Genomic DNA, 22702 nt, shown 5'->3' on the forward strand with positions numbered 1-22702 from the left:
GGCGGGTACGGATTTAGCTTGCCAAATCGGACATAAAGATATCTTTATGTCCTTATGAAAGTGTCGTCCGAACAGGTCGTGGATCTGCTGCGCGCGGCGGGGGAGTCGACCCGCCTGCGCGTGCTGGCCCTGCTCGCGGCCGAAGAGCTGTCGGTGCTGGAGCTGTGCCGGATTCTGGACCAGAGCCAGCCCCGAGTCTCTCGCCATCTGAAGCTGCTGGCCGAGGCCGGGCTGGTCGAGCGCTTTCCCGACGGCGCCTGGGTGTTCTACCGCCTGGCCCTGAAGTCGCCCGGTCGCGCCGTGATCGACCAGGCCCTGGACCTGATCGATCCGCAGGACCCCGTCGCCCTGGGCGACGCCGAGCGACTGGCCCTGGTGCGCGCCGAACGCACGGCCGGCGCCCAATCCTATTTCGCCCGCAACGCCGCGCGCTGGAACGAGATCCGCTCGCTGTACGTCGACGAGGCCGAGGTCGAGGCCGCCATCCTGCAGGCGGCCGGCGAGGGGCCCTTCGACGAGATGGTCGACCTGGGCGCCGGGTCGGGCCGCATGCTGACCCTGCTGGGCAAGCGCGCCGGAACCGCCCTGGGCCTGGACCTGTCCCAGCAGATGCTCAACATCGCCCGCGACGAGGTGGCCAAGGCCGGCCTCGTCCAGTGCGAACTGCGCCACGGCGACATCTTCGCCACCGGCCTGCCCAGCGGCTGCGCCGATCTGGTGACCGTCCATCAGGTGCTGCACTATCTGGGCGATCCCGCCGCGGCGGTCTCCGAGGCCGCGCGGCTGGTGGCGGACGGCGGCGTGTTGCTGATCGCCGACTTCGCGCCGCACGATCACGAGTTCCTGCGCGAGAACCACCAGCACCGTCGCCTCGGCTTCGCCGACGCCGAGATCATCCCCTGGATCGAGGCCGCCGGCCTGGTCCTGGACGCCAACATCGCCCTGCCGTCGCATTCCGACGAGGGGCTCACCGTCAAGATCTGGACGGCTCGCCGCCCAGCCGTTCGAAACGCCGAAAGAAGCGCAGCATGACGACCGTTCCCGCCAGCCCCTTGGCTCCCCGCCGCGTCCTCGGTCCCGTCGCCCGCGCCGGCGAGCGCACCGACCGCCCGCGCGTCTCGTTCGAGTTCTTCCCGCCGAAGACCGAGCAGATGGAAGAGAACCTGTGGGCGGCGATCAAGCGCCTGGCCCCGCTGGACCCGGCCTTCGTCTCGGTCACCTACGGGGCCGGCGGCTCGACGCGCGAGCGCACGCACCGCACGGTCAAGCGCATCCTCGAGGAGACCACCCTCAAGCCGGCCGCCCACCTGACCTGCGTCGGCGCCAGCCGCGCGGAGGTGGACGAGGTGATCCGCGAATACTGGGAGACCGGCGTGCGCCACGTGGTGTCGCTGCGGGGCGACCCGCCTCCCGGCGAGGGCGGCATCGGCGGCGTCTACGTGCCCCGCGAGGACGGCTACAAGAACGCCACCGAACTGACCGCGGCCCTGACCTCGATCGCGCCGTTCAACGTGCTGGTCGGCGTCTATCCGGAAAAGCATCCCGAGAGCCCCTCGATCGAGCACGACATCGAGGTGCTGAAGGCCAAGGTCGACGCCGGCGCCACCCTGGCCATCAGCCAGTTCTTCTTCGACACCGACGCCTTCCTGCGGTTCGTCGACAAGGTGCGGGCCGCCGGGATCACCATCCCGATCGTGCCGGGCATCATGCCGGTGACCAACTTCAAGGGCCTGGTGAAGATGTCGGCCGCCTGCCAGACGGCGGTGCCGGCCTGGCTGGCCAACATCTTCGACGGCCTGGACGAGGACGCCGACACCCGCCGCCTGCTGGCCTGCTCGGTGGCCGCCGAGATGTGCGCCAAGCTGCAGGAGCAGGGCTTCAGCGACTTCCACTTCTACACCCTGAACCGGGCCGACCTGGTCTATGCGATCTGCCGCGTGCTGGGCGTGCGCGAGACCGCGCCGGCCCCGTCCCCGATCTCGGCGGAGGCCGCGGCGTGAAACGGACGGCGTCGATCCTTCTGGCGGCCTTCACCCTGGCGACCGTGATCCCGGGGGCGACGGCGTTCGCCGACGATCCGGCGAACTGGTCCAAGCCGATCCGCCCCTATCGCGTGGTCGGCAATATCTACTATGTCGGCTCCGAAGGGCTGTCGGCCTGGCTGATCTCGTCGTCGGAAGGCCATGTGCTGCTGGACAGCGGTCCGTCGGCGGCGGGCGCGAAGCTGATCGAGGCCAATATCCAGGCTCTGGGCTTCAAGCTCTCGGACGTGAAGGTCCTGATCAACACCCACGCCCATTTCGACCACGCCGGCGGACTGGCCCAGCTGAAAGCCGACACCGGCGCCAAGGTCTGGGCGTCGCGCGCGGACGAGCCGGCCCTGAAGAAGGGCCAGCACTTCGGCGACAACGACAACGGCCTGACGCCGTTCGCGGCGGTCAAGGTCGACAAGGCGTTCGGCGACGGACAGAAGCTGAAGCTGGGCGAGAACGTCCTGATCGCCCACCTGACGCCGGGCCATACGATCGGCTGCACCACCTGGACCACCCAGGTGGTCGACCGCGGCCGGCCGCTGAACGTCACCTTCAACTGCTCGACCTCGGTGGCGGGCAACGTGCTGGTGGGCAACAAGACCTACAAGACCATCGTCGCCGACTACCGCGCCACCTTCGCCGCGCTCAAGGTCTTGCCCACCGACGTGATGCTGCCCAGCCACGAGGAGCAGGGCGGCCTGCTGGCCAAGCGCAAGAAGATGCTGGCCGGCGACGTGAACGCCTTCATCGACCCGACCGAACTCGCCCGCTACGCCACCGCCTCGGAGGAAGCGTTCGACAAGGAACTGGCGCGCCAGCAGAGCGCGCGCAAACCGTGACGCTGGCCCCCGGCCAGCAGAATTGAGTCCCGCTTCCCCGCGAAGCGCTAGAAAGACCCGAACGGCCGGAGCCCGATCCTCCGGCAGGAGCCGACCATGACCGATCTCACCACCCGTGCGGGGCGCGTCGCCGCCCTCAAGGCCGCCGCCAAGGAACGCATCCTGATCCTCGACGGCTCGTGGGGCGTGATGTTCCAGAAGCGCAAGCTCTCCGAGGCCGACTACCGCGCCGAGCGCTTCGCCGACTACGACGGCCAGATGAAGGGCAACAACGACATCCTGTGCCTGACGCGGCCGGACATCGTCGCCGACCTGCATCACCAGTATTTCGCGGCCGGCGCCGACATCTCAGAGACCAACACCTTCTCGGGCACCACCATCGCCCAGGCCGACTATCGCCTCGGAACCGACGTGGTGCGCGACATCAACTACGAGGGCGCCCGCATCGCCCGCTCGGTGGCCGACGAGTGGCTGGCCAAGGAGCCGGAAAAGCCGCGCTTCGTGGCCGGCTCGATCGGTCCGCTGAACGTGATGCTGTCGATGTCGTCGGACGTGAACGATCCTGGCGCGCGCAAGGTGACCTTCGACCAGGTCTACCAGGCCTATCGCGAGCAGGTGGCCGCGCTGCACGACGGCGGCGTGGACCTGTTCCTGATCGAGACCATCACCGACACCCTCAACTGCAAGGCCGCGATCAAGGCGATCATGGACCTGGTCGACGAGGGCTACGAGGAGCTGCCGATCTGGATCAGCGGCACCATCACCGACCGCTCGGGCCGCACCCTGTCGGGCCAGACGGCCGAGGCGTTCTGGAACTCGATCAAGCACTGCAAGCCGTTCGCCGTGGGCTTCAACTGCGCCCTGGGCGCGGACCTGATGCGCCCGCACATCGCCGAGATGGCCCGCATCGCCGACACCCTGGTGGCCGCCTATCCCAACGCCGGCCTGCCCAACGCCATGGGCGAGTATGACGAGGAGCCGCACCAGACCGGCCACCAGCTGCACGAGTGGGCCAAGGACGGCATCGTCAACATCCTGGGCGGCTGCTGCGGCACGACGCCGGACCACATCAAGCACGTGGCCGACGAAGTGCGCGGCGTGAAGCCCCGCGCCATCCCCGAGCGTCCGAAGGCCATGCGCCTGGCGGGCCTGGAACCGTTCGAGCTGGCCTAGAGATAGTGACGATGCGTACGACCCTTCTTTTCGGCGGCATGAGCCGCGAGCGCCTCGTCTCGGTGGCCAGCGCCAAGGCCTTGTCCACGGCCCTGCCGGACGCCGACCTGTGGTTCTGGGCCCCCGACGACCAGGTCTATGTGGCCAGCGACGCCGTGCTGCAGGCCCACGAGCGTCCCTTCGAGATCGACCTGCCCACCGAGGGCGCGCCGATCGGCGGCATCGAAGCGGCGCTCGACAGGGCCAAGGCCGAGGACCGCGTGCTGGTCCTGGGCATGCACGGCGGCGCGGCCGAGAACGGCGACCTGGCGGCCCTGTGCGAGGCGCGCGGCGTGGCCTTCACCGGCTCGGACAGCAAGTCCAGCCGCCTGGCCTTCGACAAGATCGCCACCAAGGCCGCCGTGGCCAAGGCCGGCGTCGTCGCGCCGTCGACGGTCGAACTGGCCGACGCCGAAGCGGCGCTGGCGAAGTACGGCAAGCTGGTCGCCAAGCCGGTGGCCGACGGCTCCAGCTACGGCCTGATCTTCGTCAACGAAGCGGCCGACCTGGAGACCCTGAAGGCCGCCGCCGCCCGCGAAGCCTATGTGATCGAGCCCTTTGTGGCCGGCGCCGAGGCCACGTGCGGCGTGCTGGAGCAGGACGGCAAGGTCTTCGCCCTGCCGCCGGTCGAGATCCGCCCGGCCGACGGCGCGTTCGACTATGTCGGCAAGTACCTGGCCAAGACGACGGAAGAGATCTGCCCGGCCACCTTCGCAGCCGACGTCAACGCCGCCATGCAGGAAGCCGCCCTGAAGGCCCACAAGACCGTGGGGGCGGGCGGCTATTCGCGCAGCGATTTCATCGTCACCCCGAACGGTCCGATCTTCCTGGAGATCAACACCCTGCCGGGCATGACCGCCGCCTCGCTGTATCCCAAGTCGCTGAAGGCCCAGGGCATCGCGTTTCGCGACTTCCTGGACGGCCAGATCGCCCTGGCGGTCGCCCGCGCCAAAGCCGAGGCGGTCTAAGATGAGCGCCTGGACCAGCGGACTGTTCGACAACGACGACGCCTTGGACTTCATCGACGACCTGGCCGAGGCGCCCGACTGGCGCACCGTCGTGCAGGCGCTCGACTACGTCACCAAGCAGGCGGGCTATCTGGAGGCGCCGGAGGGGCAGATCGCCGTTGCCGCCGCCGCCATCGTGGCGGCCGCCGTCGGCGACGTGACCATCCTGCCCGACAATCACCGCGAGCTGAAAGCCGCCCTCGGCGCGCCGCCGGAAGGGGCCGTCGCCCTGGCCCGTTCGGCCTTGGCGCGCGTTGTGGCTCCAGCCTCCGAACTGGACGAACTCTGGCAGGAGGGGGACGAGCACGACGCGTGGCTCACCCAGATCGCCGCCCTGCAAACGACTTTGAGCAAAGCCCAATGAGACCTGTCTTCGTCAATATCGGTGAACGCACCAACGTCACCGGCTCGGCCAAGTTCAAGAAGCTGGTGATCGAGGGCGACTATCCGGCCGCCCTGTCGGTGGCCCGCCAGCAGGTCGAGGCCGGCGCCCAGGTCATCGACGTCAACATGGACGAGGGCCTGCTGGACTCCAAGCAGGCCATGATCACCTTCCTGAACCTGATGGCGGCCGAGCCCGACATCGCGCGGGTGCCGGTGATGATCGACAGCTCCAAGTGGGAGGTGATCGAGGCCGGCCTGAAGTGCGTGCAGGGCAAGGCCATCGTCAACTCGATCTCGATGAAGGAAGGCGAGGCCAAGTTCATCGAGCAGGCCAAGCTGTGCCTGCGCTACGGCGCGGCCGTCGTGGTCATGGCCTTCGACGAGGTCGGCCAGGCCGACACCGCCGCCCGCAAGATCGAGATCTGCGAGAAGGCCTACCGCATCCTGGTCGACAAGGTGGGCTTCCCGCCGGAAGACATCATCTTCGACCCCAACATCTTCGCCGTGGCGACCGGGATCGAGGAGCACGACAACTACGCCGTCGACTTCATCGAGGGCACGCGCGAGATCAAGAAGCGCTGCCCCTACGCCCGCATCTCGGGCGGGGTGTCGAACGTCTCGTTCAGCTTCCGCGGCAACGAGCCCGTGCGCCGGGCCATCCACTCGGTGTTCCTGTACCACGCCATCGAGGCGGGCATGGACATGGGCATCGTCAACGCCGGCGACCTGCCGGTCTACGACACCCTGGACGCCGAACTGCGCGAGGCCGTCGAGGACGTGATCCTCAACCGCCCGCAGCGCACCAACGTCTCCAACACCGAGCGCCTGGTCGACATGGCGCCGCGTTACAAGGGCGACAAGAGCCAGGTCCAGACCGCCAACCTGGAATGGCGCAAGGGCAGCGTGAACGAGCGCATCACCCACGCCCTGGTCAACGGCATCACCGAATTCATCAACGAGGACACCGAGGAAGCCCGCCTGTCGGTCGAGCGGCCGCTGCACGTGATCGAAGGCCACCTGATGGACGGCATGAACGTGGTCGGCGACCTGTTCGGCTCGGGCAAGATGTTCCTGCCGCAGGTGGTGAAATCGGCCCGCGTGATGAAGCAGGCCGTGGCCTGGCTGGAGCCGTTCATGGAGGCCGAGAAGGCCGGCAAGCCGCGCGAGCAGGCCGGCCGCATCCTGATGGCCACCGTCAAGGGCGACGTCCACGACATCGGCAAGAACATCGTCGGCGTGGTCCTGCAGTGCAACAACTACGAGGTCATCGACCTGGGCGTGATGGTTCCGGCCGACCGCATCCTGGAAGAGGCCAAGAAGCACAACGTCGACATGATCGGCCTGTCGGGCCTGATCACCCCGTCGCTGGACGAGATGGTGTTCGTGGCGTCCGAAATGGAGCGCCAGGGTTTCACCATGCCGCTGCTGATCGGCGGGGCCACCACCAGCCGCACCCACACCGCGGTCAAGATCGAGCCGGCCTACCACAAGGGCTCGACCACCTATGTGCTGGACGCCAGCCGCGCCGTCGGCGTGGTCTCGGGCCTGCTGTCGGCGGGCGAGCGCGACCGGTTGCAGGCGGAGACGCGGGCCGAATATGTCCGCATCCGCGAGCAGTACGCGCGGGGCCAGACGGCCAAGGCGCGCACCAAGATCGCCGACGCCCGCAAGCGCAAGTTCGACATCGACTGGAAGGGCTACACGCCGCCCAAGCCCAGCTTCATCGGCGCGCGCACGTTCGAACCCTCGCTGGAAGAGCTGGTCCCGTTCATCGACTGGTCGCCGTTCTTCGCCAGCTGGGAGCTGATCGGCCGCTTCCCGCAGATTCTCGAGGACGACGTGGTCGGTGAGGCCGCGACCGATCTCTATCGCGAAGCCCGCGAGATGCTCGACAAGGTCGTGGCCGAGAAGTGGTTCGGGGCCAAGGGCGTGGTCGGCTTCTGGCCAGCCCAGGCCGACGGCGACGACATCGTTCTCTACACGGATGAAAGCCGCACGACCGAGCTGGCCCGCCTGTTCACCCTGCGCCAGCAGATGGACAAGTCCGAGGGCAAGGCCAACCTGGCCCTGGCCGACTTCGTCGCGCCGATCGGGCAGGGCGGCGACTACATGGGCGGCTTCGCCGTCACCGCCGGCCATGGCGAGGACGAGATCGTCAAAAAGTTCAAGGACGCCGGCGACGACTACAGCGCGATCATGGCCTCGGCCCTGGCCGACCGCCTGGCCGAAGCCTTCGCCGAGTGGCTGCACTACAAGGCCCGCGTCGAGCTGTGGGGCTACGCGCCCGGCGAGTCGCGCGACGTCGACGTGATGATCGCCGAGACGTACCAGGGCATCCGCCCGGCCCCCGGCTATCCGGCCCAGCCCGACCACACCGAGAAGGGCACGCTGTTCAAGCTGCTGGACGCCGAGGCGGCCACCGGCATGATCCTGACCGAGAGCTACGCCATGAGCCCCGGCGCGGCGGTGTCGGGCTTCTATTTCAGCCACCCGCAGTCGCACTATTTCGGCGTCGGCAAGGTCGATCTCGACCAGGTCGAGGACTATGCCCGCCGCAAGGGCTGGGACCTGGCCAAGGCCGAGAAATGGCTGTCGCCGATCCTCAACTACGACCCCGGCGCCAAGGCGCGGGAGGCGGCGGCTTAGACTCAGCGAGCGCGGCTGGGGACAGGCGCATGCGCCTATCCCCAATCGATCCTAGGCGGCGACCTCCTGGCTTGGACATCGCTCGGCCGTATCCTTCAGCCGCTCGATCAGCCAGCGCCCGGCCGGGCCCGGCGGGGTGTCGGCGCGGTGGGCGGCGTACATCGGCATCATGAAGCCGCCGGTCGGGGCGTCGCGCATCGTCAGTTCGACCAGGCGCCCGGTGGCGAGATCGTCCTCGACCCGGTCCCAGGGCATGCCGCCCCAGCCCAGGCCGGCCAGCAGGAAGGCGTGCTTGGCCCCCAGGTCGGCCAGCCGCCAGGTGCGGGTCGAGAACACCCCGAACTCGCGGCCCTGGGTCAGGGGCGACCGGTCGGTCAGCACCAGCTGGACGTGGCCCGCCACGTCCTCGGGGCTCAGCGGGCCGGTCAGGGCGGTCAGGGGATGGCCGGCGGCCGCCACCTGGATCATGCGCAGCGTGATCAGCCGCTCGCGCACCAACTCCGGCGGAGAGTCGGGCAGCGAGCCCATCACTCCGAACGCGCAGCGTCCGTCCAGCACCGGCTGAAGCACCGCGCCCAAGGCCTCGACGTGGATGCGCAGGGTGGTGTCGGGGAAATGGTGCTGGAAGTCGCCGATGGCGTGGGTCAGCACCACCATCGGGAACAGCACGTCGACGACGATCGAGACCTCGGGCTCCAGCCCGCCGGCCAGGCTGGCGGCGCGGGCCTTGAAGGCGTCCATGCGGCCGGCCACCTCGCGCGCCTCGACGACCAGGGCGCGGCCGGCCTCGGTCAGCACCGGCAGGCGGGCGGCGCGGTCGAACAGCCGCACGCCGATCTGGCCCTCCAGATTGGCCAGGGTCTGGCTGACCACCGACTGGGCGCGGCCCAGCTTGCGGCCGGCCGCCGAGAAACTGCCCTCGTCGGCGGCGGCCAGGAAGGTGCGCATCTGGTCCAGGGTGACGCCATCCAGCATCTATCGTTCCTGACTATGGATATCATCCAATTATATAGGCTACAGCGCTGGATACGGAAGGCCTAAATCACCCGTCGCGCCAGAGGGCGCTTCGGAGTTCCAAGGCTATGAAACTGCTTCACATCGATTCCAGCATCCTGGGCGCCGGCTCGGTGAGCCGCACGCTGTCGGCCGCGATCGTCGCCGCCCAGCAAGCGCAGCACCCGGGCCTGGAGGTCAGCTACCGCGACCTGGCCGCCCAGCCGGTCGGCCACCTGTCGGGAGCCCACCTGGCCGCCGGCCAGGGCGCTGTTCCCGAGGACGCCACGCTGGCCGCCGACGTCGCCGACGGCGCGGCCGTGCTCGACGCCTTCCTGGCCGCCGACATCGTCGTGGTCGGGGCGCCGATGTACAACTTCTCGATCCCCACCCAGCTGAAGGCCTGGATCGACCGCCTGGCCGTCGCCGGCCGCACCTTCCGCTACACCGAAAAGGGCGTCGAGGGCCTGGCGGGCGGCAAGACCGTGATCATCGCCTCGTCGCGCGGCGGCTTCTACGGCGAGGGCACGCCGATCGCGTTCCTCGACCACCAGGAGACCTATCTGAAGGGCGTGTTCAGCTTCTTCGGCGTCACCGACATCCGCTTCATCCGCGCCGAGGGCGTGGCCCTGGGCGACGACCAGCGCACGAAGTCGGTCGAAGGCGCCCACGCCGAGATCGAACGCCTGGCGGCGTAAGCGGCGAGGGGACACACGCTCACGCCCCCGGAGTGTGTGTCCCCGTCTTATGCGCTAGGACTCTCCTCGAATCCGGGGAGATCCAGCGTGAGCCAGTTCAATCGACGTGACGTCCTAGCCCTCGGCGCGGCCGCCGCCGCGTTCGGCGGGCAGGCCCTTGGGAGCGTCGCCCAGGCCGCCGCGCCGGGCGACGCCGCTGCCGAGGCCCTGCTGTCCTCGGTCGCCGAAGACCTGATGCGGGAATATCCCGAGAACGCCTCGGCCTTGGGCTTGGACAAGGACAAGCGGGCCGCCCTGAAGTCCAGCCTGACAGACCGCTCGCTGGACGGCCGCGGCAAGCTGGCCGCCGCCGCCAAGGCGCGGGTCGCTCGGATGAAGGCGGTCGACCGCAAGGGCCTGAGCCCCGCCGCCGCCCTCGACCTGGGCGTCGTCCAGACCGCCCACGAACTGGCCGTCGAGGGCTTCGACTTCCCCTATGGCGACGCCATCGGCCTGTCGTCGCAATGGTCCTACCGCAACGCGCCCTACGTCGTGGCCCAGAACACCGGGGCCTTCGTCGAGACGCCGGACTTCCTGGACAGCCTGCACGGCGTAAGCAACGCCGCCGACGTCGAGTCCTACCTGGCCCGCCTGGAGCTCTACGCCGCCCAGCTGGACGGCGAGACGGCGCGGCTGAAGCATGACGGCGCGATGGGCGTGATCGCGCCGGACTTCCTGCTCGACAAGACGCTGAAACAGCAGAAGGGCGCCCGCGCCCAGCCGATCGCAGACTGGGGCTTGGTCACGTCGCTGGCCAAGAAGGCCAAGGACATCCCGGGCGACCACGCGCGCCGCGCCGCCGCCATCGTCGAGGGCAAGATCGCCCCGGCCATGGACCGCCAGATCGCCGAACTGACCGCTCATCGCGCCAAGGCCACGTCCGACGCCGGCGCCTGGAAGCTGCCGAACGGCGAGGCCTATTACGCCTGGGCGCTGCGGGCCGGCACCACCAGCCGCCTGACGCCCGACGAGGTCCACCAGATGGGCCAGGAAGAGCTGAAGGCGCTGTCGTCGCGCATGGACACCCTGCTGAAGGCCCAGGGCCTGACCCAGGGCAGCGTCGGCGCGCGGATGAAGGCGCTGGGCGAGGACCCCAAGAACCTGTTCCCCAACACCGACGAGGGCCGGGCCCAGATCCTGGCCTATCTGAACGGCCGGGTGGCCGACATCCGCACCCGCCTGCCGCGCGCCTTCGCGACGATGGTGCCGGGCAATCTGCTGATCAAGCGGGTGCCGGTCGAGATCCAGGACGGCGCGCCGGGCGGCTATGCGGCGGCGGGCTCGATCGACGGCACGGTGCCGGGCAACTACTACATCAACCTGCGCGACACGGGCATGTGGCCGCGCTACGGCCTGCCGACCCTGACCTATCACGAGGGCCTGCCGGGCCACATCTGGCAGGGCGAGTACACCTACAAGCTGCCGCTGGTTCGCTCGCTGCTGGCCTTCAACGCCTATTCGGAAGGCTGGGCCCTCTATGCGGAACAGTTGGCCGACGAGTTGGGCGCCTATGACGGGGATCCGCTGGGCCAGCTGGGTTATCTGCAGTCCATCGCCTTCCGGGCCTGCCGTCTGGTGGTCGACACCGGCATCCACGCCAAGCGCTGGACCCGCGACCAGGCCATCGACTGGTTCGTGACCACCAACGGCTCGACCCGCGAGGAAGTGCAGGGCGAGGTCGACCGCTACTGCGCCTGGCCGGGCCAGGCCTGCGGCTACAAGGTCGGTCACAGCGAGATCGTCCGGCTGCGGAGCAAGGCCCAGGCCGCGCTGGGCGGACGCTTCGACCTGCGCACCTTCGACGACGCGGTGGTGATGGGCGGCAACGTCCCGCTGACCGAGCTGGAGGGCGTGATCGACACCTATGTGAAGGGGCGACGGGCCTGATACGACGGGCAGACTAGCCAAAGCTCGCGCTTTGCGTTCATCCTGACCGCGCACGGGGACGTCGATCCCCGGCGGGGCAGGGGGCGAAGATGAGCGACAACGGCATCAGCCGCAGAGCGCTGGGAGCGCTCGCGGCGGGGGGCGTGGCCAGCGTGGGCCTCAGCGGCTGCGACAGCGTCGGACCGACCGAGGCGACGATCAAGTCGCGGCAATTCCCGAACGACTTCGTCTGGGGCGTCGCCACGGCGGCCTTCCAGACCGAGGGCTCGCCCACCGCCGACGGGCGCGGCCCGACCATCTGGGACACCTTCGAGAAGCAGCCGGGCCGGATCAAGGACGGCTCGAGCGCCGACCTGGCCACCGACAGCTACCGCCGCTACGCCGAGGACGTCGACCTGATCGCCGGGGCGGGGCTGAAGGCCTTCCGCTTCTCGATCGCCTGGTCGCGGGTGCTGCCCACCGGCGCGGGCACTGTCAACGCCGCCGGCCTGGACCACTACGAGCGCCTGGTCGACGCGTGCCTGGCCAAGGGCGTCACGCCCTACGCCACCCTGTTCCACTGGGACCTGCCCCAGGCCCTGCAGGACAAGGGCGGCTGGAGCGCGCGCGACACCGCCAGGAGCTTCGCCGACTACGCCGCCGCCGTGGCCGGACGGTTGGGCGACCGGCTCAAGCACATCATCACCCTCAACGAGCCGGCCGTGCACACGGTGTTCGGCCACGTGTTGGGCGAGCACGCGCCGGGGCTGAAGGACATCGCCCTGCTGGGTCCGACCACCCACCACATGAACCTGGGGCAGGGCCTGGCGATCCAGGCCCTGCGCGCGGCCCGGGGCGACCTGCGGATCGGCACGACCCAGGCGCTGCAGCCGTGCCGGCCGTCAGGCGGATCGCTGGCCTTCTGGAACCGCCCGGCGTCCGACGGACTGGACGCCCTGTGGAACAGGGCCTGGCTGGATCCGCTGCTGAAGGGGACCTATCCGGGGCTGATGGACGACTTCCTCAAGGGCCACGTCCGCGACGGCGATCTTGCGACTATCCACCAGCCGATCGATTTCCTGGGGGTCAACTACTACGCCCCGGCCTATGTGAAGCTGGACCTCGCCAGCCCCAGCCACATCGCTCCCGGCGCGCCGCCCAAGGGCGCCGAGCTGGACGCCTTCGGCCGGCAGATCGATCCGTCGGGCCTGGTCGAGGTGCTGGAGATGGTCCGCCGCGACTATGGCAACCCGCCGGTGATGATCACCGAAAACGGTTGCTCGGACCCGTTCGGCAATGGTCCCGGCGTGATCGACGACGGTTTCCGCAGCCAGTACCTGCGCCGCCACCTCGAGGCGGTGAAGAGCGCCATGGAGGCCGGTTCGCGGATCGGCGGCTACTTCACCTGGACCCTGATCGACAACTGGGAATGGGACATCGGCTACACCTCCAAGTTCGGCCTAGTGGCGATGGACCGGGCGACCGGCGTGCGAACGCCCAAGGCGTCGTACGGGTGGTTCAAGCAGGTGGCGACGACGGGGCTGCTGCCGACCGCCTAGGCGCGGTCGGGGACACGCGCATGCACGTGTCCCCGGTCGTGATCAGGCGACTAATCCGCCTTGCAGATCAGCACGTTCTTGCCGCCGCGCTTGGCGGGGACCAGGCTGCCGGCGCAGGGCTGGGGATTGGCGGGATCGATGATGATCTCGCCCTTGGCGGCGATCGGCATGGCCGCGGGCTTGGCGCCGATCGGCGGCAGGTCGGCCGGCTTCTTGGCGGTGGTCTTGGTCGCGGCCTTGACCGGCGCTTCGGCGACAGGCGCCTCGGCCACGGGGGCGGCCGGAGCCGGCGCCTCGGGCTCGGCGGCCGGCGGGGCGGCTTCCGGAGCCGGCGTCGGCGTCGGCTCGGAAGGCGCTGCAGCGGGGGCGGGGGCGGGGGCTTCGCCCTTCTTGACGTTGAAGTTCAGGGCCTGGCCGAACAGGTTGGACTTGGTCTCCAGGGTCTTGGCGCGGGTCTCGCAGTCGCCGGGCGGGCTCCAGCTCATCCACACCTGGGCCAGGCGGGCCTTGTCGACCTGGTCGGAGCCGCTCCAGACCGAGCGGCCCTTCTTGATCGCCGCCGCGCCGTATTCCGAGATCGGACGAGGGCTGGCCTTCTCGGCCGCGACGATCGCCGAGCGGTAGACCACCATGTCTTTCTTGGCCTGGTCGCGCAGCGCCGGATATTCCTTCATGGCGGCGTTGAAGCCGTCGGGACCGGGGAACGCCTTCTCGATGCGGGTGACCTCGGGCATCACCTTGTCGTACAGGTCGGCATAGCCGCCCAGCGCGCCGTAGCACCAGCCGACATAACCGTAGTCGTCGGTCGGCGGGGTGTTGGCCGGCGTGGTGCGAGCAGGGGGAGCGGAAGCGGTCGGCGCGGTGGAGACGGGAGCGTCCTGGGCGATCAGGGCCAGGGCGAGAAGGAAGGCGGTCGCCATGCGGGCGGAAGTCCTCTTGTAGGGCGTCGCTCAGAGAGTCGGTCGCGTTCGAATAGAGCATTTCCGGTCGCATTGGGACCGGAGCATGGCGCCGAGGTGTTTTGCACCGCGGTCGGTCAAGCGGCACCATAACGAACGGATCGGCCAAACGCTCCCGCTTCGGACAAAGATTCCTGTGCGCAGCCGCGCGTTGCGAACATCGCGTGCTCTTCCGTACGTTACAAAGTTTCAATGTGCGCCGCAGCAAGGACCGGGTGGGGACGCGACTTTTTTATGCTAGAAGGCAAAACGGGAGCGTGATCCGTTGGGGCGGGCGACGCATCTCCGGTCGTCATACCTCCGCCACGCTTCTGGACTTTCGTCGCAGCCATGACCTTCTGGCGTAACATCGCAACTCTCGCCGCGCGGCGGTTGGACATGGCGGAATGCCAGGAATGTCCGCCGGGTCTGCCGGGGCAGGATCCCGCCTTCTCGACGGCGGTCACGGCGCTGGGCGCGAAGCTGGCGCGGGCCGACGGCTCGGCCGACGGCGACGAATACGCCGCCTTCGCCGAGGTGTTCCATCCCGACCCCGAGTCGGAAAACAACATCCACCGCCTGTACGACCTGGCGCGCCAGACGACCCACGGCTTCGAGAGCTACGCCAAGCGGTTGGCCAAGCGCTATCGCACCTGCCCGCAGATCCTCGAGGACGTGCTGGACGGCCTGTTCCACATCGCCAAGGCCGACGGGGCGGTGACCCAGGACGAGCTCAGCTATCTGGAACGCGTGGCCGACCTGTTCGGCATGTCGCCGCTGTCGTTCCGCCGCCTGACCGCCACCCACGTCGGGACCGGGCCGGACGATCCGTATCGCATCCTCGACGTGCCGGCCGACGCCGACGACGCGGTGGTGCACTCGGCCTGGCGCGCGGCGATGTCGGAGGCCCACCCCGACCGCGCCCGAGCCCGCGGCCTGCCGCTGGAGTTCATCGAGGTGGCCGAGGCCAAGTCGGCCGCGATCAACGCCGCGTTCAGCACGGTGATGCGCGAGCGTCGCGAATTGGCGGGTCTCGCCGCGGGCTAGACGGCCAATTCGCGGTGGTTAGCGCGGAATTCATTTTACGGAACGATCCGCCGGGTGTTCAGTTGACGTTCAGAACTGGCGCCCCATCTTGAATCCATGGGCGGGGCACGCCTGCGAGGACCACGATGGAGACAGCTAAGGCTACCGGTATCGCCTGGCGCAGCCTGGCCACCTTGGCCGGCGCCGTCGCGACCTCCATCGCTGTCGCCGTCGCCGCCGTGATCGCGGTGGTGTTCGCCGCCACCCTGGTCGTCATCGGCTTCATGGCCACGGCCCTTCTCGGCCTCGCCGCCTTCGCCCTGCGCGGCCGCACCGCGACCGCCGCCGCTCCCAGCGGCGACCCCGGCCTGATCGAGGCCCGCCACATGGGCGGCCACTCGTGGGTGGCCTACGGTTGGAACGAGCGGCGCTAGCCAGCCGCCTTCAATTCACAAGATCGCTGTCATCCCGAGCCCCGCGCTCGGGACCCCTTGCCCTTCGCCTCCGCTTCCCCGACACTGCCTTCAAACAAGTGTTTGGCCGGCAAGGCCTCGGGAGGACGACATGATCGGCGTGGTGGCGGTGCTGAAGGTTCAGCCGGACAAGGCGGGCGACTTCGAGAAGGTGTTCCTCGACCTCCAGAACAAGGTGAAGGCCAACGAGCCTGGCTGCCTGGTCTACCAGCTGACCAAGAGCAAGACCGACGCCGGGATCTACAAGGTGCTGGAGCTCTACGCCTCTGAAGACGCCCTCAAGCATCACGGCGGGACCGACTACTTCAAGGCCGCCGGCGCGGCGATGGGGCCGTTCATGGCCGGCCGCCCCGAGATCGAATATCTCGACGCGGTGGAGTAGGGGCCTTGGATCTCGCCTTCTCGCCGCAGGACCTGGCCTTCCAGCGGGAGGTCCGCGACTGGATCGCCGCGGCCTTTGACGACGACCTGCGCCGCAAGGTGGCCCAGTCGAAGAACGGCTATCTGGACAAGGCCGGCCAGGTGAAATGGCAGAAGAAGCTGTTCGAGCGCGGTTGGGCGGCCCCCGACTGGCCGGTCGAACTGGGCGGGGCCGGCTTCACGCCGTCGCAGCGCTACATCTTCAACATGGAGCTGGCCCAGGCCGGCACGCCCAATCCCTCGCCGATGGGGCTGAAGATGTGCGCGCCGGTGGTCATGGCGTTCGGCACGGAAGAGCAGAAGAAGCAGCACCTGCCGCCGATCCTGTCGTCCGACATCTGGTGGTGCCAGGGCTATTCCGAACCCGGTTCGGGCTCGGACCTGGCGTCGCTGTCGATGAGCGCGGTGCGAGACGGCGACGACTACGTGCTGAACGGCTCGAAGATCTGGACAACCCACGCCCAGTGGGCCGACTGGATGTTCTGCCTGGTGCGCACCTCGACCCAGGGCAAGCCGCAGGAGGGCATCAGCTTCCTGCTGCTGCCGATGACCCTGCCGGGCATCCAGATCAAGCCGCTGCCCACCCTGGACGGTCCGGCCGAGGGCGAGCAGGAGATCAACCAGGTCTTCTTCGACAATGTACGGGTGCCGGTCGCCAACCGCATCGGCGAGGAGAACAAGGGCTGGACCTACGCCAAGTACCTGCTGGAGTTCGAGCGCGGCAACGCCTATGCGCCCGGCCTGATGCACATGCTGCGCAAGGTGAAGAAGATCGCGGCCCTGGAGCGGGCCGACGACGGCGGGGCGCTGATCGAGGACCCGGACTTCCGCCGCAGGATCGCCGAGCTGGAGATCGCCGTGGAGTCGCTGAACGCCACCGAGCTGCGGATCTTCTCCGGGCGCGGGGCGGGCAAGGCGGTGGGACCGGCCTCGTCGATGCTGAAGCTGGCGGGCTCGGAAACCCAGCAGGCGATCACCGAACTGGCCCTGGAGGCGGTGGGAACCTACGCCGCGCCCTTCGTGCGCGACACCTGGGCGCCGACCAACGACGGCCGCGCGGGGCCCGACTACGCCGGCCCGGTCGCCCCGGCCTATTTCAGCTACCGCAAGACCACGATCTATGCGGGCTCCAGCGAGATCCAGAAGAACATCATCACCAAGCTGGTGCTGGGGCTCTGACGTCGTCCAGCGACTTCATGGGACGCCGCTCACGTTTCAGTTTTTCTGAGTGGTCCTGAAACGAAACCCACTGCATAAGTTTTTCAAACAACTGTTTCTCCGGAGCCGCCTCATGGCCCTCGACGCCCTGTTCAAGCCGTTCGAATTCAAGTCGCTGAAGCTGCCCAATCGGGTGGTGATGGCCCCGATGACCCGGTCGTTCTCGCCCGGCGGCGTGGCCACCGACGACGTCGCCGCATACTACCGCCGCCGCGCCGAGAACCAGGTCGGGCTGATCGTCACCGAGGGTACGGGCGTGGCCCGCCCGGCCTCGCTGAACGACGCCAACATCCCGCGCTTCCATGGCGAGAAGGAGCTGGCGGCCTGGAAGAAGGTGGTCGACGAGGTCCACGCCGCCGGCGGCCTGATCGCCCCGCAGCTGTGGCATGTGGGGTCGGCCAAGGGCAAGGACGTGCTGGGCAAGATCGACAGCCCCTCGGGCATCTCCAAGCCCGGCGGCTCGCCGTTCACCGAGCCGATGACCGACGAGGAGGTGGCCGACACCATCGCCGCCTTCGCCAGCGCCGCCGCCAACGCCAAGCTGCTGGGCTTCGACGCCATCGAGCTGCACGGCGCCCACGGCTACCTGATCGACCAGTTTTTCTGGAACGGCACCAATGTCCGCGACGACGTGTTCGGCGGTCCGACCATCGCCGAGCGCGCCAACTTCGCCGCCGAAATCCTCAAGGCCGTCCGCGCCGCCGTCGGCCCGGACTATCCGGTGATCATCCGCCTGTCGCAGTGGAAGCAGCAGGACTACGCGGTGAAGAACGCCGAGACCCCGCAACTGCTGGAGGCCTGGCTGCAGCCGCTGGCCGACGCCGGGGCCGACATCTTCCACTGCTCGCAACGCCGGTTCTGGGAGCCGGAGTTCGAGGGCAGCGACCTGAACTTCGCCGGCTGGGCCAAGAAGCTGACCGGCGCTCCGACCATCACCGTCGGCTCGGTGGGCCTGTCGGGCGAATTCATCGCGGCCTTCGGCGGCGAGGGCAGCCAGCCCGCCTCGATCGACGGCCTGCTGGAGCGCCTGGAGCGCGACGAGTTCGACCTGGTCGGCGTCGGCCGCGCGATCCTGCAGGACCCGGAGTGGGTCGTGAAGATCCGCGACGGCCGCGAGGACGAGCTGAAGAGCTTCGAGCGGTCGGCGCTGGGGGTGCTGTACTAGGCGCTGCCTAGGCCCTCCCCCTTTGGGGGAGGTGTCGGCGAAGCCGACGGAGGGGGGAGTTTGCCGAGGTGGGTCTTCTCCCCCCACCGGCGCCTTCGCGCCGCCTCCCCCACAGGGGGAGGAACGTGACTAAGCGATCGTCGTCACCAATCCGCCTTCGACCTTCAGCGACGCGCCGTTGGTCGCCGCCGCCAGGGGGCTGGCGACATAGGCCACCAGGCTGGCCACTTCCTGGGGCTCGATCATCCGCTGCAGCAGCGAAGACGAGCGGTGCTTGGTGAAGAACTCGGTCTCGTGTTCCTCAGGTGTGCCCTCGGGATTGCTGGACACGCTCTTGAGGAAGTCGGCGATGGCCGCCGCGCGGGTCGGGCCGGGCAGGACCGAATTGACCGTCACGCCGGTGCCCTTGGTCTGCTGGGCCATGCCGCGCGCGACCGCCAGCTGGGCGCTCTTGGTCATGCCGTAGTGGACCATCTCGCCGGGGATCGCGAGGCCGCTTTCGCTGGAGATGAAGATCACCCGGCCCCAGTTGCGCTCCAGCATGCCGGGGAAATAGCCGCGCGACAGGCGCACGCCGCTCATCACATTGACCTCGAACAGCCGCAGCCAGTCCTCGTCCGGGATGTCGGCGAAGGCCTTCATCTCGTAGATGCCGAGGTTGTTGACCAGGATGTCGACCTGCGGGACGGCGGCCAGCAACGACGCGGCTCCCTCGGCGGTGGCCGCGTCGGCCAGGACGCCCGAAACGTTCGCGCTGCCCGAGGCGCGGATGTCGCTCACCGCCGCGTCGAGCTTGGCCTGGTCACGGCCGGTGACGAACACCTTGGCGCCCTCCACGGCCAGGGTGCGGGCGATCTCCAGGCCGATGCCGGCGGTCGAGCCGGTGACGAGGGCGGTCTTGTCTTTGAGTTTGAGATCCATCGAGGGACTCCGTTGCGTTCGAGCCCATAACTGGGCATGCGTGGGCAGCGGAGCCATGCCCGCAGGGGCACATGGCTTGTGACTTCAATTCACAAGTCGATCGGACTCAGGCGTTGAAATTCAACCTCAGTCCGGGCCTGGGCCACCGCGCCCTATAGAGCTTGCCCGTTCCCGACGCCGTGATCCAGGCGTCGCGCATATCCGCCCCGCCGAAGCAGATGTTGGTGACGATCACATCAGGCACGGCGAAGTGCTCGGTCGTCCCGTCCGGCGAGAAGGCGGTGATGCCGCCGTTGATGATCGTCGCCACGCAGACCTTGCCGTCGGCCTCGACCGCCAGGCTGTCCAGCAGCTGGTAGCCCGGCAGGTTGCAGACCACCCTTCCTGGCTCCAAGGGCGCGGGATCGGCCAACACGCCGGGCGAGGCGATGTCGAACGACCACAGCCGGCCCAGCATGGTGTCGGCCATGTAGACGGTCTTCTCGTCCGGCGAGAGGCCCACGCCGTTGGGCGAGACGAAGTGCTCGCGCCAGCGGACGATCTTCGAGCCGTCGGCCAGGGCGTAGTACAGCGCTCCGTACTTGCGGCCCTCGGGCGTGGTGCAGCCGTGGTCGGTGAACCAGAAGCCGCCCTGCTTGTCGAAGACCAGGTCGTTGGGCCCGACCAGCGGCTTGCCGTCGCATTCGGTGTAGAGCGTCGTGACCTTGCCCGTGGCGAGGTCGACCCGCTGGATCGAGCCGCCAGTGTGTGTGGGCGGGGTGGGGCCGGGCACGTTCAGGCCGCCCATGTCGATGAAGTGGAAGGCCCCGCCGTTGTTGGTGACATAGATCGCCCCGTCCGGGCCGATGGCCGCGCCGTTGGGCCCGCCGGGGACCTCGGCGACGGTCTCCTTGCGGCCGTCCGGATGCACTCGGGTCAGGACCAGGCCCTGGATCTCGGTGAGGATCACCGAGCCGTCGGCCATGGCGATCGGGCCTTCGGGGAATTGCAGGCCCTCGGCGACGAGTTCCAGCTCCATGCGTCTCTCCCTGGATGACGCCTCTAGCGGGCGTGCTTGGGGAGTAAACGGGCGTTTGAACGACGCCGCAAGCCGCGATCGGGGACATGCACTTGTGCGTGTCCCCAGTTCATCCGAGGCGCTGGTGGGGACACGCGCGAGCGCATGTCCCCGGCCTCAGTTCAGATCATAGAGCTCGTAGGCGATCAGTCCGCCGTCGCCGCTCAGGAAGGCGCGGCCGTGGGCCGAACGCACCAGGGCCTCGCGGTCCACCCACTTGGGCGTGGCGTCCGAGGCGTCGGCGCCCTGGGTCGCGCAAGGCACGGTCAGGCGCAGCGTCTGGCGGGGACGGAAGCGCTTGCCCCGCTCGGCCCGGATCGCCCGGCCGAACACGCGGCAACTGGCGACCTCGCCGCCGTCCAGCGGCCGCACCTTGACCACGTTGAACACCACCACGTCGGTGGCGCCGGCCCGCGCCAGGCTGTCGGTCTGACCCAGGCTGACGTCGGCGAAGGCGGTCTCGGTCGTGCCGACGCCAAGGGCCAGGGCGCAGAGCAGGGCGGTCAGAAGGCGCATCAGCGGCGCTCCAGGACGCGGAAGACGAAGGCGTGATCGTCGTCGGGACCGGCAGGATGCGCCTCGCGACGCACTTCGGTCCAGGCCGCTTCGTCGAAAGCGGGGAAGCTGACGTCGCCTTCGACCTCGGCTTGCACTTCCGTTAGGTAAAGGCGCCTCGCCTTGGGCAGGGCGGTCTCGAACAGGGCCCGGCCGCCGATCACGCAGACCTCGTCGACGCCGTCCTCGGCCGCCTGCTCCTTGGCCATCTGCACGGCCTCCAGGAAGCTCTCGCAAACCACCGCCTGGGGCGGCTCGAACGAGCCGTCGCGCGACAGGACGATGTTCATCCGTCCCGGCAGCGGCTTGCGCGGCAGGCTGTCCCAGGTCTTGCGTCCCATGATCACCGGCTTGCCCATCGTGCAGGCCTTGAAAATCTGGAGGTCGGACTTCAATCGCCAGGGCAGGTCGTTGTCGCGGCCAATGACGCCGTTGAGCGAGCGGGCGACGGGGCCGACGGTAAGGATAACGGACATGCCCTGTCTTACCCTTCAACCCCGCAAGATGTCGATGAGTCGACGCTAGCGCGCGGGGGCGGTCAGCACCAACTGCTCGCGCTCGGGCGTCACGCCGGCCAGCCAGACGAACCGGGAGAGCATGACCATATAGGCTTGCATTCGACCGCGGGTCGCGAGGTCGGCCTTCGCCCCGTGGTCGACCGCCGACAGGGTTCCACCGCCCGATCGCGCGCCGACCAGAGGCTGGGCCAGGGCGGCGGAGAGGCCGGCGCCGCTGGACCAATCGTGGTCCGTCAGCGAGATCGCCTGCAGGGTCGTGAACGGCTTGTCCGCCGAGTCGTCCTTGACGGCGGCCAGGGTCTGCTTGGCGAAGTCGCTGACCGGCTTTCCGTCGGGACCTGTCATGCTCTGGCGCATGGTCAGTTCGTTCGTGCCTTCGATATGCAGCATGGCGATCGTGGATTTGGCCAGCTCCGGGGGGGCGCGCAGCGAGGGGCAGATCTCGCCGGCCGCCAGGTTGCAGACCTCGGTCTTGGCGAGCTCGGCGAACAGGCTGGCGGCCAAGCCCGGCGTCACCTCGTCCAGCACGGCCTCGTCGAAGCGCCAGGCGCCGTCCCGCTGGGCGGCGATCGGCTTGCTCGAGGGCAGGCGCGCCTTGATGAAGGCGGTGGTCTTGGCGAAGGGCTCGCGCCGGGCTCGCCAGGTGGAGAACAGATAGCCGTCGCGAACCTGGAAGGCCATGGCGGTGACTTCCAGCACCGTATCGCCGTCCTTCGGCGTCAGGCAGTAGACGACGACCTGGCCCCAGGCGGGCAGGGCGGGATCGGCGACATCCCGCACGTTCGGCTGGGGGCAGCGCGACCCGATCGAACCGCGCGTGGCCTCAAGCACCTGGACCAGGGTGACGCCCGGCGGCATGGGCGTGACGCTGAAGCCGATCAGGTCGATATAGGCCGCGCCGCCCTGATCCTTGGGCGTGATCTCGCCCAGTTCCGAGCGACCGTTGGCCGAATAGGTCCCGACGAACCAGCCTGGGGGAATGACCGGGACGATGATGGTCGAGCGCAGGCTGGCGGGCGGCGGCGCGGCGGCCTGGACCGTCGTGACGGTCAGCGCCGCGACGAGCGCGCCGGCCAGCGCGCGAAGAACCTGAAACCGCATGAGCATTCCCCGACTTGAGGTGGAAAGCTCTACC

The 22702-nt window shown here is 68.8% G+C and carries 22 protein-coding genes; 15 read left to right on the forward strand and 7 right to left on the reverse strand.

Annotation, left to right across the window (positions count from 1 at the left end):
• The first annotated feature begins 54 nt into the window (after positions 1-54).
• The 7 genes from AC1DMQ_RS24115 to metH all read left to right on the forward strand — a co-directional run bounded on the left by AC1DMQ_RS24115 (position 55) and on the right by metH (position 8121).
• Positions 55-1032 (forward strand): ArsR/SmtB family transcription factor, encoded by a 978-nt coding sequence (locus AC1DMQ_RS24115; RefSeq protein ID WP_477036070.1) that lies wholly within the window; start codon positions 55-57, stop codon positions 1030-1032.
• Entirely contained in the window at positions 1029-2000 is a 972-nt protein-coding gene (gene metF, locus AC1DMQ_RS24120) for a methylenetetrahydrofolate reductase [NAD(P)H] (protein WP_477036071.1), read from the forward strand. Before AC1DMQ_RS24115 ends, metF begins: the two co-directional genes overlap by 4 nt.
• On the forward strand, positions 1997-2872 hold the full coding sequence (blaCAU, locus tag AC1DMQ_RS24125) for a CAU/MBL1b family subclass B3 metallo-beta-lactamase (RefSeq protein WP_477036072.1): 876 nt from the start codon (positions 1997-1999) through the stop codon (positions 2870-2872). The genes metF and blaCAU overlap by 4 nt, the downstream gene beginning before the upstream one ends.
• 96 nt (positions 2873-2968) lie before the next feature.
• Positions 2969-4045: a homocysteine S-methyltransferase family protein gene (locus tag AC1DMQ_RS24130; protein WP_477036073.1), complete on the forward strand. Its 1077-nt coding sequence runs from the start codon at positions 2969-2971 to the stop codon at positions 4043-4045.
• An 11-nt stretch (positions 4046-4056) separates the two neighbouring features.
• Positions 4057-5052 carry a D-alanine--D-alanine ligase family protein gene (locus AC1DMQ_RS24135; RefSeq protein ID WP_477036074.1) on the forward strand — a complete coding sequence of 332 codons (996 nt, stop codon included), beginning with the start codon at positions 4057-4059 and terminating at the stop codon, positions 5050-5052.
• A 1-nt stretch (position 5053) separates the two neighbouring features.
• The gene (locus tag AC1DMQ_RS24140) at positions 5054-5455 is read left to right on the forward strand and encodes a DUF4259 domain-containing protein (RefSeq protein WP_477036075.1); all 402 of its coding nucleotides are present in this window, start codon (positions 5054-5056) and stop codon (positions 5453-5455) included.
• Positions 5452-8121, forward strand: coding sequence for a methionine synthase (gene metH / locus AC1DMQ_RS24145; protein ID WP_477036076.1), 2670 nt, complete (start codon positions 5452-5454; stop codon positions 8119-8121). The genes AC1DMQ_RS24140 and metH overlap by 4 nt, the downstream gene beginning before the upstream one ends.
• A gap of 51 nt (positions 8122-8172) precedes the next feature.
• Here metH and AC1DMQ_RS24150 read toward each other — a convergent pair whose 3' ends face one another.
• Positions 8173-9096 (reverse strand): LysR family transcriptional regulator, encoded by a 924-nt coding sequence (locus tag AC1DMQ_RS24150; protein WP_477036077.1) that lies wholly within the window; start codon positions 9094-9096, stop codon positions 8173-8175.
• 107 nt (positions 9097-9203) lie between these two features.
• Here AC1DMQ_RS24150 and AC1DMQ_RS24155 point away from each other — a divergent pair, with 107 nt between their 5' ends.
• From AC1DMQ_RS24155 to AC1DMQ_RS24165, 3 genes are all read left to right on the forward strand, one after another.
• Entirely contained in the window at positions 9204-9812 is a 609-nt protein-coding gene (locus AC1DMQ_RS24155) for an FMN-dependent NADH-azoreductase (protein ID WP_477036078.1), read from the forward strand.
• A gap of 87 nt (positions 9813-9899) precedes the next feature.
• Positions 9900-11738: a DUF885 domain-containing protein gene (locus tag AC1DMQ_RS24160; RefSeq protein WP_477036079.1), complete on the forward strand. Its 1839-nt coding sequence runs from the start codon at positions 9900-9902 to the stop codon at positions 11736-11738.
• Between the two features lie 89 nt (positions 11739-11827).
• On the forward strand, positions 11828-13276 hold the full coding sequence (locus AC1DMQ_RS24165) for a GH1 family beta-glucosidase (RefSeq protein WP_477036080.1): 1449 nt from the start codon (positions 11828-11830) through the stop codon (positions 13274-13276).
• Between the two features lie 50 nt (positions 13277-13326).
• Here the strand turns inward: AC1DMQ_RS24165 and AC1DMQ_RS24170 are convergent, their stop codons facing one another.
• Complete coding sequence (locus AC1DMQ_RS24170; RefSeq protein WP_477036081.1) at positions 13327-14196, reverse strand: hypothetical protein; 870 nt, start codon at positions 14194-14196, stop codon at positions 13327-13329.
• Between the two features lie 369 nt (positions 14197-14565).
• Here AC1DMQ_RS24170 and AC1DMQ_RS24175 point away from each other — a divergent pair, with 369 nt between their 5' ends.
• The 5 genes from AC1DMQ_RS24175 to AC1DMQ_RS24195 all read left to right on the forward strand — a co-directional run bounded on the left by AC1DMQ_RS24175 (position 14566) and on the right by AC1DMQ_RS24195 (position 18516).
• Positions 14566-15261 (forward strand): TerB family tellurite resistance protein, encoded by a 696-nt coding sequence (locus tag AC1DMQ_RS24175; RefSeq protein ID WP_477036082.1) that lies wholly within the window; start codon positions 14566-14568, stop codon positions 15259-15261.
• Positions 15262-15386: 125 nt separating this feature from the next.
• Positions 15387-15674, forward strand: coding sequence for a hypothetical protein (locus tag AC1DMQ_RS24180; protein WP_477036083.1), 288 nt, complete (start codon positions 15387-15389; stop codon positions 15672-15674).
• 130 nt (positions 15675-15804) lie between these two features.
• Positions 15805-16095, forward strand: coding sequence for a putative quinol monooxygenase (locus AC1DMQ_RS24185; RefSeq protein ID WP_477036084.1), 291 nt, complete (start codon positions 15805-15807; stop codon positions 16093-16095).
• A gap of 5 nt (positions 16096-16100) precedes the next feature.
• Complete coding sequence (locus tag AC1DMQ_RS24190) at positions 16101-17312, forward strand: acyl-CoA dehydrogenase family protein (RefSeq protein WP_477036085.1); 1212 nt, start codon at positions 16101-16103, stop codon at positions 17310-17312.
• A gap of 112 nt (positions 17313-17424) precedes the next feature.
• Positions 17425-18516 (forward strand): NADH:flavin oxidoreductase, encoded by a 1092-nt coding sequence (locus tag AC1DMQ_RS24195; RefSeq protein WP_477036086.1) that lies wholly within the window; start codon positions 17425-17427, stop codon positions 18514-18516.
• Between the two features lie 129 nt (positions 18517-18645).
• Here AC1DMQ_RS24195 and AC1DMQ_RS24200 read toward each other — a convergent pair whose 3' ends face one another.
• The 5 genes from AC1DMQ_RS24200 to AC1DMQ_RS24220 form a co-directional block, all read right to left on the reverse strand.
• Complete coding sequence (locus AC1DMQ_RS24200) at positions 18646-19437, reverse strand: SDR family NAD(P)-dependent oxidoreductase (RefSeq protein ID WP_477036087.1); 792 nt, start codon at positions 19435-19437, stop codon at positions 18646-18648.
• A gap of 106 nt (positions 19438-19543) precedes the next feature.
• Positions 19544-20455 (reverse strand): SMP-30/gluconolactonase/LRE family protein, encoded by a 912-nt coding sequence (locus AC1DMQ_RS24205; protein WP_477036088.1) that lies wholly within the window; start codon positions 20453-20455, stop codon positions 19544-19546.
• A gap of 156 nt (positions 20456-20611) precedes the next feature.
• The gene (locus tag AC1DMQ_RS24210) at positions 20612-21010 is read right to left on the reverse strand and encodes a hypothetical protein (RefSeq protein ID WP_477036089.1); all 399 of its coding nucleotides are present in this window, start codon (positions 21008-21010) and stop codon (positions 20612-20614) included.
• On the reverse strand, positions 21010-21525 hold the full coding sequence (locus tag AC1DMQ_RS24215; RefSeq protein WP_477036090.1) for a dihydrofolate reductase: 516 nt from the start codon (positions 21523-21525) through the stop codon (positions 21010-21012). The genes AC1DMQ_RS24210 and AC1DMQ_RS24215 overlap by 1 nt, the downstream gene beginning before the upstream one ends.
• Before the next feature lie 45 nt (positions 21526-21570).
• Complete coding sequence (locus AC1DMQ_RS24220) at positions 21571-22668, reverse strand: hypothetical protein (RefSeq protein ID WP_477036091.1); 1098 nt, start codon at positions 22666-22668, stop codon at positions 21571-21573.
• Positions 22669-22702 lie beyond the last annotated feature (34 nt).

The organism is Caulobacter sp. 05L422, from assembly GCF_056397765.1.

Excerpts from the sequence above, each read along its gene's own strand:
- AC1DMQ_RS24115 (WP_477036070.1), top strand. The coding sequence starts at position 55 with ATGAAAGTGTCGTCCGAACAGGTCGTGGATCTGCTGCGCGCGGCGGGG.
- metF (WP_477036071.1), top strand. The coding sequence starts at position 1,029 with ATGACGACCGTTCCCGCCAGCCCCTTGGCTCCCCGCCGCGTCCTCGGT.
- AC1DMQ_RS24130 (WP_477036073.1), top strand. The coding sequence starts at position 2,969 with ATGACCGATCTCACCACCCGTGCGGGGCGCGTCGCCGCCCTCAAGGCC.
- AC1DMQ_RS24135 (WP_477036074.1), top strand. The coding sequence starts at position 4,057 with ATGCGTACGACCCTTCTTTTCGGCGGCATGAGCCGCGAGCGCCTCGTC.
- AC1DMQ_RS24140 (WP_477036075.1), top strand. The coding sequence starts at position 5,054 with ATGAGCGCCTGGACCAGCGGACTGTTCGACAACGACGACGCCTTGGAC.
- metH (WP_477036076.1), top strand. The coding sequence starts at position 5,452 with ATGAGACCTGTCTTCGTCAATATCGGTGAACGCACCAACGTCACCGGC.
- AC1DMQ_RS24150 (WP_477036077.1), bottom strand. The coding sequence starts at position 9,096 with ATGCTGGATGGCGTCACCCTGGACCAGATGCGCACCTTCCTGGCCGCC.
- AC1DMQ_RS24155 (WP_477036078.1), top strand. The coding sequence starts at position 9,204 with ATGAAACTGCTTCACATCGATTCCAGCATCCTGGGCGCCGGCTCGGTG.
- AC1DMQ_RS24165 (WP_477036080.1), top strand. The coding sequence starts at position 11,828 with ATGAGCGACAACGGCATCAGCCGCAGAGCGCTGGGAGCGCTCGCGGCG.
- AC1DMQ_RS24170 (WP_477036081.1), bottom strand. The coding sequence starts at position 14,196 with ATGGCGACCGCCTTCCTTCTCGCCCTGGCCCTGATCGCCCAGGACGCT.
- AC1DMQ_RS24175 (WP_477036082.1), top strand. The coding sequence starts at position 14,566 with ATGACCTTCTGGCGTAACATCGCAACTCTCGCCGCGCGGCGGTTGGAC.
- AC1DMQ_RS24180 (WP_477036083.1), top strand. The coding sequence starts at position 15,387 with ATGGAGACAGCTAAGGCTACCGGTATCGCCTGGCGCAGCCTGGCCACC.
- AC1DMQ_RS24185 (WP_477036084.1), top strand. The coding sequence starts at position 15,805 with ATGATCGGCGTGGTGGCGGTGCTGAAGGTTCAGCCGGACAAGGCGGGC.
- AC1DMQ_RS24195 (WP_477036086.1), top strand. The coding sequence starts at position 17,425 with ATGGCCCTCGACGCCCTGTTCAAGCCGTTCGAATTCAAGTCGCTGAAG.
- AC1DMQ_RS24200 (WP_477036087.1), bottom strand. The coding sequence starts at position 19,437 with ATGGATCTCAAACTCAAAGACAAGACCGCCCTCGTCACCGGCTCGACC.
- AC1DMQ_RS24205 (WP_477036088.1), bottom strand. The coding sequence starts at position 20,455 with ATGGAGCTGGAACTCGTCGCCGAGGGCCTGCAATTCCCCGAAGGCCCG.
- AC1DMQ_RS24210 (WP_477036089.1), bottom strand. The coding sequence starts at position 21,010 with ATGCGCCTTCTGACCGCCCTGCTCTGCGCCCTGGCCCTTGGCGTCGGC.
- AC1DMQ_RS24215 (WP_477036090.1), bottom strand. The coding sequence starts at position 21,525 with ATGTCCGTTATCCTTACCGTCGGCCCCGTCGCCCGCTCGCTCAACGGC.
- AC1DMQ_RS24220 (WP_477036091.1), bottom strand. The coding sequence starts at position 22,668 with ATGCGGTTTCAGGTTCTTCGCGCGCTGGCCGGCGCGCTCGTCGCGGCG.